Origin of the sequence: Kosakonia sp. SOY2, assembly GCF_027109175.1 — a bacterium.
In the GTDB taxonomy this organism is placed as follows: domain Bacteria; phylum Pseudomonadota; class Gammaproteobacteria; order Enterobacterales; family Enterobacteriaceae; genus Kosakonia.
In genome coordinates, this window is record NZ_JAPVXH010000003.1 from 45971 (window position 1) to 59251 (window position 13281).

Genomic DNA, 13281 nt, shown 5'->3' on the forward strand with positions numbered 1-13281 from the left:
ATATTTCATGGGGCTGTTTTTACGTAAATTTTTTAAAGCGCAAAAAATAATACTTTTAGGTGATTGTTTAGAAAGATTTTATTCTTCCTGAACGTAACCTTTTATTCTTGTCATCATGCTTGATTCATGGATTTTATTGCTTTATTTATGGACTAATTGGCTATAACTCAGACTTGGGCGTTTGCTCTCTGTGGGTAAAGACCCATGGCGGTAGCGTGTGCTTTAATTAATGTCTGTAGTTAATTATTAGTGCAAATATTATTGAATATAAAAGGGGTCTTTTTATAACGTATCTTTAGATATATGAACCACGGGAATATAAGTGAGCGTACAATCGCTGTCGCTGACAAGTTACATGGTCTGGAGGTTGGTTATGTATATCATCTCTCAGGATAGCTATTTTGTCATGGGCATGGATAAGCTATTAAAAGCCATTAATCCTCATGCAACGCATACGTTAGTTGCATTTGATCGGGGAGATGGCAAGATATTATTTTTTAGTATGAACTCTCTGTTATATATTTTAGGTGATGAACAAGGATTTAACTCTTTTATCTGTACGCGTTTTATTGCGATTGATAAAAATTCTTCAGTATCATTGCTTCGTCACGAGATCAGAAAAATACTTAATTTCCTCAAGGGTCATGAGGATATTTATTCTTTTCGCGAAATCCATATTAGTGCGACAGAATATAAAATTATGGTACGTTTTCTGAATTATCAGTCCAGCGATACGATTGCAAAAGCGCTGGGACTTGATAAGAAAATTGTCAGCAATTACAAAAATGCCATTCTGCGTAAATTGGGTCTAAACAGCATGGCGGATCTCATTCATATCTATAACAACTGGAACGATTGTTTCTGCTGTATGGATGGAAAGATTATGCCGGATGCAACTTTTTTGCCCCGGATGGATACCAACGAATTAAAGATGATTAGGCGCGGGAATAAACCGACTCCTGATCCTGTTGCTCTGCATCTCTGTGCTGATAATTCATGGCGGATACCAGCGATGAGAACAGACATGTGTCCTTTATTGATTAATGAGCAATAGTGAATTGCTTTTATTGCCGTATATTGAAAATTTCTTTGCGCTTATCCTGCTTCGCATCGGGTTGTTAACCGCAACCACACTGACCGAATCAAGAAAGGATAAGCCACCATGCTATTCGATAAATACGCCCTGAATGCGCTCGCATTGACTAACCGTATCGTTATGCCACCGATGACCCGCTCCCGCGCCGGAACGGGTGATGTGGCAACCGATATGATGGCGGATTACTACGCGCAGCGCGCCAGTGCCGGGCTGATTATCAGCGAAGGCACACAAATCAGCCAGCAGGGTCAGGGCTACGCCTGGACCCCCGGTATTTACAGCGATGCGCAGATCATTGGCTGGAAAAAAGTGACCGATGCCGTGCATCAGGCTGGCGGCAAAATCTTTGCTCAGTTATGGCACGTGGGGCGCGTTTCCCATACCGTTTTGCAGCCCGGTAACGCGGCGCCGGTTTCTTCGTCGGCGATTCAGGCCGAAGGCGTAAAAGTGTTTGTCGATGTGGAAGGGCGCGGGCCGGAAAACGGCGTGGGTGATATGGTGCAGCACTCCATGCCGCGTGCGCTGTCAGTGGATGAAATTCCCGCTATCGTCAACGATTACGCCCAGGCCGCGCGTAATGCGATTGCCGCCGGTTTTGATGGCATCGAATTACATGGCGCGAACGGCTATCTGATTAACCAGTTTATTGATTCGCAGTCTAACCTGCGCGACGACGAATATGGCGGTTCGCTGCAAAACCGCCTGCGCTTTATGAAAGAGGTGGTGGAAGCCGTTTCGGCGGCGATTGGTAAAGAGCGTGTCGGTATTCGCCTGGCGCCGCTTACCACGCTGATGGGGTCTCGTGACGATACGCCGGAAGCCACTTATCTCGCGGCGGCGAGCGTACTGAATGCGATTGGCATTGCATACATTCACATCGCCGAAGCGGACTGGGACGACGCGCCGGTTATGTCGGCTGCGTTTAAAGAAGCGCTGCGCATTATTTTCCACGGCACGCTGATTTACTCTGGCAAATACACGCCGGAACGCGCCGAAGAGGCGCTGGCGAAAGGCTGGGCAGACTTAATTGGTTTTGGCCGACCGTTTATCGCCAACCCGGATTTGCCGTACCGCCTGCAACATAACCTGCCGCTGAACGAACCGATCAGGGAGAAATTCTTTGGCGGCGGCGCAGAAGGCTACCTGGATTATTCGCTGCTGAAAGCGTAATAACGAACGGGGGCAAATGCCCCCGTTTTTACGTGCTGCAAACCGCCGTCAGAAATCATAGGCATTAATAACTTTCATTAATGCCGCGTCATTCTTGTATTTTTCCCGCAGCGTTTTAAGCTGCACCACGGCTTTGCCGCAGGTGGCTTGCAGGCTGGCATCCAGCTCTTTCTGACGCTGCTCGTCAAGGTCTGAATCCTGCTCGCCGGCGAAATGCTCACACTCTTCAGCAAGGTTGCGAAAATCCTGAACGTCTTTCGGCAACGGGGCGGCAGCAAAGCTGGTGTTGAAAATAAAGGCGGTGGAGAGAATAAAAAGGAAACGCTTCATCGGTTGTTGTCTGTGGAATGTCGAGGCGCTTATCTTACTCCTTAATAATGGCGTTGCAGAGAGGGGAACGAACGACTTTTTACGCGTTGTTTTGCGGGCAATATTTAACCGATGCAGCTGCTTTTTACCGCGTTCTTCCCATCGTAAGACAACTTACTGGTTGGTCTTTTTATTTCCTTCCGCCCCGGCAAATACAGCCCGTGGGCAGGCTGTATTTGGCATGCTGCAAATCGACAGGATTTAGTCTGGCCGTGATTGCAGATACGCCTTTTTCATGACGTCCTTCACTTCCCTGAGCTGCTTGCGCGTTTTATCCAGCGCCGTCGCCAGCCACTCCTCTTTATCACTGTATTTCACCAGCACGATGCAGCCCTGCATCACTTTCACCAGAATGTGTTGCCCGGTATTAAACCCGGCATCGCGTAACCACTTGCCGGAAAGCGTGATGCTCGGCGTGCTCGCGTCACCCTGATTCGGGCGATATCGCACAATTACGTTGTGCTCGGTTCCGGCGATGGTGAAGTCTGAGGTAGAATGCGGATCAGCCATTATCAACTCCTTGATAGTTGGGGATGGTTAGACGCTCCGGTTGTGTTGCTGCACTTTCGGAGCGTTGTTTAGATAGGAAGGATTCCTTTTAGGTGGCCTCCTATAAGGTGAGAATAGTTAAATAGGTGGCCCCATGTCAACCATATCTCGCGAGAAAAAACCGAAAGGTGGCGGCCAGTCACCGCAGTTTAAAATGCGCATCGATCCGGCCTTGAAAGAACAGCTTGATGCCGTGGCGGCAGAAGAAGGGGTAAGCCTCGCCAGTTGGTTAAAGGAACTGGCGAGGGAGGCTTTACGGGCTAAGGGGATAGAGCCGAAGGGATAATACCTTCGATATCCTCATATCATTATTTTTGCTTCCATTCTATCATTGAGGGCAGTTCATACTACTTTTTGAGCAGGTCTCTCTTCATATTAAGAGAGAAATTATTATTTCCTGGTCGGCAAGGTAGTAGAAAATCAATTGCTTTAATTGCGTTAGATGTTTTGATATCTAATTTAGAAAATATAGTGTTTTTAATGGCTATTTTTATTGCTACGTGTCGACTGAAATTATGTGTGATATAGTGATTCGGTTTTTTCAATATAATCACTATATTAATGTATATTGAGGATGTGTCATGGATAGTAAAGAATTTATTGAAGCGCTAAAGACAAAAAAAGCGTTAATTGTTCACTTTTCAAATCACGCAACTATGTCAAGAAATCCTCAATTTCCTGATGACCTTAAAACAGTGATCGATTCGCCCAGTTCAAATCCATTATCTTGTTGCATTGTCTGGCCTGGCCATACGATGAGTCTACCCGGTAGCGTTGGTGTAATAATTGATCCTGCTTCATCTAATATATATGGAATGTGTGCAACAGATGCTGGAACTTCAATTAATAATGGGGAAATAAATTCATTTACAACCGCCCCTTCTCAGGAAGTTTTAGAAGAAATATATGCTTTTTCAGATCCGTATAACGAATGTGTCGTTATGAACCCTAAGGTCATAGGTATTTATATTGATAATATTAATCATATAACTGTCAGGAAGGAACAGATATTGCGATGTGATGATTATATTGAAACTAATATCGGTCCGGTGGGGGGATGCTTATCAGAAATTTTCGATTCTTTTGAAGATCTCAGTATTTTTACTTTCATAGATGGCGAAATCGTTTCGCTCAACAGGCAAACGCCGTATTTATAATTCATCTCTAACTTTTGGCGGAAGATCACAGGAGTCGAACCTGCCCGGGACCGCTGGCGGCCCCAACTGGATTTGAAGTCCAGCCACCTCACCGGAGATGACGATCTTCCGCGCCTGCATTGCTACATGGAGGCGGGGCGCATTATAGCTACTTTCAGGCATTTACCACATACCTCCGTCATAAATTTTCTCATTGTGCTTCCCCCGCAAACGATTGTTTAAGATAAATCCTCATCTTTTCCAAGGCTTAGCAATTCCCCCCTTCTCAGATAATCGCGATCGCAGAAAAGAATAAGGCTCATCGGCTCGCTCAATTTCGCCAAATCTGGCTTAAATTCCGTCGCTTAACGACATCTGAAAATGCTTTCTGTCCGCTTTTCCGCCGGAAAGGAAACAAAAGTGGACAGTCAGATTTTTATCGTAAAAAAAGGTGGACTGCGGGATAAGCGATGCTAACGACCATATCGTTTTACGGGAGAAGCGCGAGGCAAATACCATTCCTGCAGGCCGAAGCCAATCGGCATTACCTGAACAATACCGCGCCAATCGCGGATGGGCAGGAAGCCCGGAGGCTCAGCAGAGAAACGTTGCGGTGAGCAAACCGCAACGCGCTAAGTGATGAGTGTGTGCTTTGTATAGCCCCTCTCCCGTGCGGCAGAGGGAAATATGGGGTATTTAAGGAGCGGGCTGAGGGGCGGAGGTCGGTGTGGATTCCGCCGGAGGCGCAACAACGCCGCCGGATACCACACCGCCATGCATGCTCTGTTTGATTTGCTGTTTCTGCACGTTAATGGCAGAAAGTTCGGCGTTCACCGACGGTTTAAGCGGCGCATCGGCGCGCACGCTGCCGCTGGCGGTGAGCTGGAGATTACCGTCGCCGCTGATGGGCAGCGCCGGCCAGCCCCACTGCTGCAATACATTCACCGGCACGCCGCGACCGTTCAGGTTGAGGTTCACGCTACGATCCGGCGTTTGCGCAACCACCGCTTTGGCTTCCAGCAACCCTTGCCCGGTAAAGGCGCTTAGCTCGCTGATGGTGACGACATTGCTGTTGGCGTTCAGCGCCAGCGACGGGCGGCGCACGTCAACGCGATTAAACGTTGCGGCAGCGGCGTTCAGCTTCGCCGTTCCGCCCCATACGCCCCATTTGCGCTCGCGCACCAGTTGCAGGTTATCGCCGTAACCATCCAGCGCCGTTATCTGCCACGGGAAAGCCGGATCGATATCAATCACCAGATTGCGGCTGGCGCTGAATTTTTTCAGCGTCACGGTGTTCAGCCACGCGGGCAAATCATCCATCCATAGCTGCTTCCAGTTTTCCGGCAGCGTATATTCCAACCCGGCAAAGGCGGTGTCGTCCAGCACCAGCGCGTGACCTGCGCGATACCAGTTGCCGGACGTGCGCACCATGCCGTTTTCCCAGCGCGAGGTGAACTGTTGCAGCGCAATGCCCTGCGGTGAGAAGTTAGCATTGAGGATCGGGTCGAACAGATGCAGCGAGCCGTAAATAAACTCGCTGGCGTTCATCGACAGCCTGCCGTCCTCGCTTTTCCAGTCGCCATTCATCAGCGTCAGGTTGCGCAAACTCAAATCGAGATCGGTGACCGCCCAGCCAGGCCCTTGCAAACGGGCATCGGTCACTTCAACGCGGCCAATTTGCAGCGACGGCAATGTCGTCAAGGGAGTAAAGAAATCGAGCAACGACTTGTCGCTTTGCAGGCGGATATCATTCAGCCGCAAATTATTCACCACCCAGCTGCCATCGTCGGCGCGCTGCGCATCCCCGGTCAGAGAGCCACGCGCCATATCCGCACCAATGGTGGTCAGCGTGACGACATCTTTATCGATACTGCCCTGAATGAGCACATTACTGGCGGGAACGCCGTTTAACGTCAGCGAACCGGCGCTCATCTGAATTTGCGCTTTGCTGCCCAGTACACTTCCCGCGACGGGCTGCCACGGCGCAACACCGCCGGTGACACGCTGGGCGCTGAGATCCCAGCCGGTGGTCGGGCTGTTAAACGCCATATTGTTTAATTGCAGACGGTCGGCCTGGAACGGCAGCGGTGCGGCCGCCGGGGAGAGGTTCAGCGTGCCGTCCTGCAACAAAATGGTATCGACATGCAGAGGGTCGGTAATTTGTCGGCTGCTCAGCCCGATATCCACCGTTTTGGCGACCAGCGTAGCCGGTTTGCCTTTACGGCCAAAATTCACGCCTTTCAGCAACACATGGGAAGGGGAGGAGAAGCGGTGATCCATTGCTTCGAAAGTGAGGTGATAGTCACTGTTGTCGTTTACCCACTTGCTGACCTGCGTTGCGCCCCAGCGGGTTTGCAGCAGGAAATAGCAGGCGATGACCGCCACAAGCAGGGCGATAACAACGACAAGGAGCAGCTTTCCAAGAAATTTCATGATCTTCCATCCCCAGTTGCCAGTCTGGCAGTTATGCACGATTTATGCGCAATGCTCAAGGGCGGAATGATGAAAGGGCGTTACGGCGGCAACGGTTTTCGCCCCGTTGCCGCCGGGTTTATCAGTTTTTCTCTGGTGGAAAAATCAGATTCAGTACAATCGCGGTGATCCCGCCTGCGGCGATACCGGAAGAGAGCAGGTTTTTCAGCCAGTCCGGGGCAAATTGCAGGATTTGCGGCTGCTGAGAAACACCGAGGCCAACGGCCAGCGACAGCGCGATAATCAGGATCGCGCGGCGGTTCAACGGCTCGCGGGAAACAATGCGCACACCGGATGCGGCAATCGTACCGAACATCACCAGCGTTGCACCGCCCAGTACCGGCTCAGGCAGTTGCTGTACAAAAGCGCTGACCGCCGGGAACAGGCCGAGCACCATCAGCATCACCGCAATGAAGAAACCGATATAGCGGCTGGCAACACCGGTCAGTTGAATAACGCCATTGTTCTGGCCGAAGCAGGAGTTCGGGAAAGTGTTGAAAACAGCGGAAACAAACGAGTTGAGACCATTTGCCAGTACGCCACCTTTCAGGCGTTTCATATACAGCGGGCCAGCGACGGGCTGCTCGGAAACGTCAGAAGTGGCGGTGATATCACCGATGGTTTCAAGCGAGGTGATCATAAATACCAGCATTAGCGGCAGCAGCAGGGTCCAGTCAATGCTCAGACCGTAGTAAAGCGGCGTCGGCACCATAAAGGACGTTGCCGGTGCGCTATATGCCGGCAGCATGCCCATAAACATCGCCAGCACATAGCCAACGGCCATGGCGATCACCAGCGACGCGATACGTAAATAGGGGTTGCGCTGACGGTTAAGCAGAATAATCAGTCCCAGCACCACGCCTGCCAGCAGCAGGTTTTTCGGCGCGCCAAAGGTGTGGTTGCTCATCGCGGCAAAACCGCCGCCTACGGATGTCAGACCCACCTGAATCAGCGACAGGCCGATAATCATGACCACCACGCCGGAAACCAGCGGGGTAATAATGCGACGCGCAAACGGCAGGATGCGGGAAACGACCATTTCGGTGCAGCTGGCCAGCATCAGGGTGCCGAACAGCGCAGCCATCATCGTGGGCACATCCGCACCGCCGGTTTTCAGCGCGGTACCACCCATGATCAGTGGCGCAACAAAGTTAAAGCTGGTGCCCTGAATCGAGAGCAATCCGGAGCCAACAGGTCCCCAGGCTTTGATCTGGATAATAGAGGCGACGCCAGAGGCGAACAGCGACATGCTGATAATGTGCTGAGTGTCCTGAGCCGGTAAACCCAACGCCTGGCAGATAAGCAGCGCGGGCGTGATAACGCCAACAAACATCGCCAGCAGGTGCTGGAGCGCGGCAAACAGGGTCTGCGGCAGCGGCGGGCGATCTTCAAGGCGGTAGATCAGTTCGCTGGGTTGAGTCTGCGCAACCGGTTGCGCACTTTCTGACTCGATGGTGTTTACGGACATCTCAAGCAATCCCCTGATGGAAAAGCGCTGATTTTATCGGACTGTTTGGTAAAAGCAAACGGTTGCTATGCTAAAAACATACTTTTCTAAGGGGTGTTCGTTTTGCGGGATAAGGTTCTAAAACTCAGGCGTTGGAGTAGCGTTCTGTTTCCGGCATCCAGCGGTCGATCAGCGCTTCGGCAAGCTGCGGATAACGCTCATGAATATGGCGGGCTACGCGCTGTACTTCCGGGATCATCGCCTGATCGCGCAGCAGGTCGGCAACTTTAAATTCCGCGTTGCCGGTCTGGCGGGTACCAAGCAGTTCGCCGGGGCCGCGAATTTCCAGATCTTTTTGCGCAATCACAAAGCCATCATTACTGTCGCGGAGCACTTGCAGGCGTTTTTGCGCGGTTTTTGATAATGGGGATTTGTAGAGCAGTACGCAGTGGGAGGCCACCGCACCGCGCCCAACGCGGCCACGTAGCTGGTGGAGTTGCGCAAGTCCGAGCCGCTCCGGGTTTTCGATAATCATCAGGCTGGAATTTGGCACATCCACGCCCACTTCAATCACCGTAGTAGCGACCAGCAAATGCAGCTCGCCCTGTTTGAATGCCTGCATTACCGCCTGTTTTTCTGCCGGTTTCATGCGGCCATGCACCAGGCCAACATTCAGCTCCGGCAACGCCAGTTTCAGCTCTTCCCAGGTCGCCTCCGCCGCCTGTGCTTCCAGCAGGTCGGACTCTTCGATCAATGTACAAACCCAGTAGGCCTGGCGGCCTTCGCCGGTACAGGCGCTGCGTACGCGATCGATAATCTCGTTGCGGCGCGTATCGGGGATAGCGACGGTAGTGACCGGCGTACGGCCCGGCGGCAGTTCGTCGATCACCGAGGTGTCGAGATCGGCGTAGGCGGTCATCGCCAGCGTGCGTGGGATCGGTGTTGCCGTCATGATCAACTGGTGCGGGTGAAAACCCTGCTGCTGGCCTTTTTCCCACAGCGCCAGCCGCTGATGAACGCCAAAGCGGTGTTGTTCGTCGATAATTACCAGCGCAAGACCGTTAAACTGCACTTGTTCCTGGAAAATGGCATGGGTGCCCACCACCATTTGCACCTGACCGCTGGCGATTGCCTCTTGCTGTGCCTGGCGCGCTTTGCCTTTTTGCTTGCCCGCCAGCCAGCCCACTTCCACGCCGAGCGGCGCAAACCAGTTGCGGAAATTGTTAGCGTGCTGCTCTGCCAGCAGTTCGGTGGGTGCCATCATCGCCACTTGTTTGCCATTGGCTATCGCCCGCAGCGCTGCCAGCGCGGCAACCAGCGTTTTACCGGAGCCCACATCGCCCTGCACCAGGCGCATCATCGGCATATCCAGCGCCATATCGCGCTCGATCTCCGCGACCACGCGCGCTTGTGCGCCGGTTGGTTTAAACGGTAGCGACGCCAGCAGGCGGTTTTTCAGTTCATCTTTGGCGCTGAGTGGTTGCGCATGATAACGCTGCGCGCCGGCACGCAACGCCAGCATACTGAGGTTGTGCGCCAGTAATTCTTCAAGGATCAAACGGCGCTGCGCCGGGTGCTGCCCGCTTTCCAGATCGCTTAATTGCAGTGACGGCGGCGGGCGATGCAGCGTATGCAGCGCCTCTGGCAGGCTCATCATGCCTTGCGCCAGCTCCGGCGGCAGCAGCTCGCTGATGGCGCACGTCGCCAGTAGTTCCAGCGCCTGGTCGGTGAGCTTGCGCAGTGTCGCTTGTTTGATACCTTCGGTGGTGGGGTAAACCGGTGTCAGGGTTTCCTGCAATTCCGGGGTGCTGAGATCGCCCTGTACACGGTATTCGGGATGGATCATTTCCGCGCCATACTTCCCGCGTTTCGCTTCCCCATAGGCCAGCACACGGCGGCCAGTGGCGAGGCTGTTTTTCATCGCCGCGTTGAAGTTGAAAAAGCGCATGGTGAGAATGCCCGTGCCGTCGCTAATCTGGCAGGTCATCATCCGGCGACCGCCGAAGGTGATATTACAGTTCAGCACCTCGCCCTCCACCGTGGCGTAAACGCCCGGCAGCAGATCTGCAATCGGGTAAAGCTGGGTGCGATCTTCGTAGCGCAGCGGGAGGTGAAGCAGAAGATCCTGAACGGTATGCAGGCCGATTTTCGCCAGCTTGCTGCTCTGCGCCGCGCCGACACCGGTCAGCGAACTTAATGGCACCGCATCGAGCAGCTTACCTTTCATCGGTTATCCCGCCGCCTGCATGGTTGCCCACCACGTCTGGTCGGCTTCGATTTGGCCTTCCGTATTTACGTGGGGATATGGCAGGCCCTTGCGTTTCGCGACTCTCGCCAGCACCGGGTAGCCCCCCTCAAACAGCAGGCGTTGCTGAACTTCATCCGGCAACATGCTGTTTTCACGCTCATACATACCGGCGTTTTGCCGCTGGCGCTGTGCTTCGTAAAGGATCAAGGCAGACGCCACGGAAACATTCAGCGACTGCACCATGCCGATCATCGGGATGATAATGTCCCGATCCGCCAGATCCAGCGCTTCCTGAGTGATCCCGGTTTTCTCCTGGCCCATCAGAATGCAGGTCGGGCGGGTGTAATCGATCTCGCGGAAATCAACGGCGTTATCAGATAAGTGGGTCGCGAGGATCTTCATGCCGCGCGCTTTCAGCACGCCGACAGCATCACCAATGGTACGGTGGGTTTTCACTTCAACCCAACTGTTGCTGCCCGCAGCAGAGGAGGCCATGGTGCGCATGCGGTTGCCTGGCCAGACGGCATGAACTTCATGCACGCCGACGGCGTCCGCAGTACGGATAATGGCGGAGACGTTATGAGGTTTGTGAACCTGCTCCATGCAGACCGTCAGGTCCGGCTGACGCCTGGCGAGCATCTCGCGGATACGCGCATAACGCTGAGAATTCATAAAGTTAGTTTCGGTTGCGGGTGACTTTAATCACATCCGGCATCACGCGGATTTTGCGCATGATATTCGCCAGATGGACGCGATCGCGCGCCGTCAGACGGATAAACGCGCTGTAGACGCGGCCATCTTTTTCTTCGGTATTCAGGCTTTGAATGTTCGAAGAGGCCGTATTAATCGCTGCCGTCAGATTCGCCAGCGCGCCCTGATGGTTGAACATATCCACCTTGATCTCGGTGATAAATTCCTGCGCGGTCTCTTTATCCCACTCGACAGCCATGAATTTCTCTGGCTCTTTCTGGTAGCCACGAATGTTGCGGCAGGACTCATGGTGAATAACCAGCCCTTTGCCGGGGCTGACGTGCGCGACAATCGGGTCGCCAGGAATGGGGCGACAGCATTTGGCAAAGGTGATCAGCACGCCGTCTGCGCCTTTAATCGGCAGATGACCGCCGTTTGCGCCAGCCGGTGTTGGCGTGCTCTGTACGGCTTCCCCTTGCTGCAGGTTTTTGGCAACCACAACGCTCATGGCGTTGCCAAGACCAATTTCTGCCAGCAAATCGTCGAGCGACGCGAGCTTCATGCGATCCAGTTCGCGCTGCACATGTTCCTGCGGGATTTCGGCCAGTTTACGGCTTCCGCCCAGCGCGTGATTCAGCAGACGGCGGCCGAGGCTCACCGAGTCGTCACGCTTGAGGTTTTTCAACATCTGGCGGATTTTGGCGCGTGCTTTCGAGCTGACGACAAAGTTCAGCCATGCGGCATTCGGGCGCGCGCCCGGTGCGGTGATAATTTCTACCGTCTGGCCGCTGGAAAGCGACTGCGACAGCGGATACGGCTGGCGGTCGACGCGCGCGCCAACGCAGGCATGGCCGATATCCGTGTGTACCGCGTAGGCGAAATCCACCGGTGTGGCGCCAGCGGGCAGCTCGACAATGCGGCCTTCCGGAGTGAAAACATAAATCTCATCGGGGAAGAGATCAGATTTAACGCTCTCGATAAATTCAAACGAACTACCGGCGCTCTGCTGCAGCTCCAGCAGGCTTTGCATCCAGCGCTGAGCGCGGATTTGCGCGGTGGTACTGCTTTCGCCATGCTCTTTATATGCCCAGTGCGCGGCAACCCCCATCTCTGCCATCTGATCCATATCTTCGGTACGGATTTGCACCTCGACCGGTACGCCGTGCGGGCCAATCATTGAGGTGTGCAGAGATTGATAGCCGTTCGCCTTGGGGATGGCGATATAGTCTTTCACGCGACCAGGGCGTGGCTTGTATAAACTATGCATCTGGCCCAGAACGCGATAGCAAGTATCCAGATCGTGAACAATTACGCGAAAGGCGTAGATATCCATAATCGAGTGGAAACGCTGCTCTTTCAGCACCATTTTGCAGTAAATAGAGTACAGGTGCTTTTCGCGACCGCTAACGCGGCAGGGAATGCCCGCTTCCTGTAAACGCCCTTCGATTTCCGAGAGGATTTTTTGAATCATCTCTTTGCGGTTGCCGCGCGCGGCTTTGACCACTTCTTTGATCACGCGATAGCGGTTCGGGTATAGCGCTTCAAAGCCCAGCTCTTCAAGCTCGGTTTTGATGTGATGAATACCTAAACGGTGCGCCAGCGGGCTATAGATTTCGAGGGTTTCACGGGCGATGCGACGACGTTTGTCCGGGCGAAGAGAGCCCAGCGTGCGCATATTGTGGGTGCGGTCGGCGAGCTTGATAAGAATGACGCGGATATCCTGCACCATCGCCATAATCATTTTGCGAAAGTTTTCGGCCTGCGCTTCTTTCTTATCCTGAAACTTGAGCTTATCAAGCTTCGACACCCCTTCCACCAGCTCGGCAACGCTTTTGCCAAACAGCTGTTCCATATCCTGGTAGGTGGCTGGGGTATCTTCAATCACGTCGTGCAATAGTGCAGCCATTAGCGTTTCGTGGTCGAGTTTCATCTCGGCCAGAATGCAGGCAACCGCTACCGGGTGCGTGATATAAGGTTCACCGCTTGAACGTGTCTGGCCCTCGTGAGCGTCACGTGCAACGAGATACGCCTGCCTGAGACGTTTGATTTGATCTTCAGGCAGATAGTGTTGAATCAGCTGATTCAGGCTTTCAAACAGATACAA

Annotated in this window: 11 protein-coding genes and 1 tRNA gene; 4 read left to right on the forward strand and 8 right to left on the reverse strand. The window is 53.2% G+C overall.

Annotation, left to right across the window (positions count from 1 at the left end):
• The first annotated feature begins 373 nt into the window (after positions 1-373).
• Together O3S68_RS17115 and O3S68_RS17120 are read left to right on the forward strand one after the other, a co-directional pair.
• Positions 374-1054, forward strand: a complete 681-nt coding sequence (locus tag O3S68_RS17115) for a helix-turn-helix transcriptional regulator (protein ID WP_269232058.1) — start codon at positions 374-376, stop codon at positions 1052-1054.
• Between the two features lie 108 nt (positions 1055-1162).
• On the forward strand, positions 1163-2266 hold the full coding sequence (locus O3S68_RS17120; protein ID WP_269232059.1) for an alkene reductase: 1104 nt from the start codon (positions 1163-1165) through the stop codon (positions 2264-2266).
• 48 nt (positions 2267-2314) lie between these two features.
• On the opposite strand, the gene O3S68_RS17125 is transcribed toward O3S68_RS17120, so the two are convergent.
• Positions 2315-2596 carry a hypothetical protein gene (locus tag O3S68_RS17125; protein WP_065369673.1) on the reverse strand — a complete coding sequence of 94 codons (282 nt, stop codon included), beginning with the start codon at positions 2594-2596 and terminating at the stop codon, positions 2315-2317.
• A 240-nt stretch (positions 2597-2836) separates the two neighbouring features.
• On the reverse strand, positions 2837-3145 hold the full coding sequence (locus O3S68_RS17130; RefSeq protein ID WP_020455769.1) for a SymE family type I addiction module toxin: 309 nt from the start codon (positions 3143-3145) through the stop codon (positions 2837-2839).
• A gap of 133 nt (positions 3146-3278) precedes the next feature.
• Here O3S68_RS17130 and O3S68_RS17135 point away from each other — a divergent pair, with 133 nt between their 5' ends.
• Together O3S68_RS17135 and O3S68_RS17140 are read left to right on the forward strand one after the other, a co-directional pair.
• A complete protein-coding gene (locus tag O3S68_RS17135) occupies positions 3279-3470 on the forward strand; it encodes a toxin-antitoxin system HicB family antitoxin (protein WP_020455768.1) in 192 nt (63 codons plus the stop codon).
• Positions 3471-3765: 295 nt separating this feature from the next.
• Positions 3766-4341, forward strand: coding sequence for a hypothetical protein (locus O3S68_RS17140; RefSeq protein ID WP_269232060.1), 576 nt, complete (start codon positions 3766-3768; stop codon positions 4339-4341).
• A 15-nt stretch (positions 4342-4356) separates the two neighbouring features.
• On the opposite strand, the gene O3S68_RS17145 is transcribed toward O3S68_RS17140, so the two are convergent.
• The 6 genes from O3S68_RS17145 to spoT form a co-directional block, all read right to left on the reverse strand.
• A tRNA-Sec gene (locus O3S68_RS17145) sits at positions 4357-4451 on the reverse strand.
• Between the two features lie 565 nt (positions 4452-5016).
• Positions 5017-6753, reverse strand: a complete 1737-nt coding sequence (locus O3S68_RS17150) for an AsmA family protein (RefSeq protein ID WP_269232061.1) — start codon at positions 6751-6753, stop codon at positions 5017-5019.
• 121 nt (positions 6754-6874) lie between these two features.
• Positions 6875-8260: a nucleobase:cation symporter-2 family protein gene (locus O3S68_RS17155; RefSeq protein WP_020455765.1), complete on the reverse strand. Its 1386-nt coding sequence runs from the start codon at positions 8258-8260 to the stop codon at positions 6875-6877.
• Positions 8261-8384: 124 nt separating this feature from the next.
• Positions 8385-10466: an ATP-dependent DNA helicase RecG gene (gene recG / locus O3S68_RS17160; protein WP_160268375.1), complete on the reverse strand. Its 2082-nt coding sequence runs from the start codon at positions 10464-10466 to the stop codon at positions 8385-8387.
• A 3-nt stretch (positions 10467-10469) separates the two neighbouring features.
• Positions 10470-11159 carry a tRNA (guanosine(18)-2'-O)-methyltransferase TrmH gene (gene trmH, locus O3S68_RS17165; protein WP_269232062.1) on the reverse strand — a complete coding sequence of 230 codons (690 nt, stop codon included), beginning with the start codon at positions 11157-11159 and terminating at the stop codon, positions 10470-10472.
• A 4-nt stretch (positions 11160-11163) separates the two neighbouring features.
• Positions 11164-13281 (reverse strand): bifunctional GTP diphosphokinase/guanosine-3',5'-bis pyrophosphate 3'-pyrophosphohydrolase, encoded by a 2118-nt coding sequence (gene spoT / locus O3S68_RS17170; protein WP_097408061.1) that lies wholly within the window; start codon positions 13279-13281, stop codon positions 11164-11166.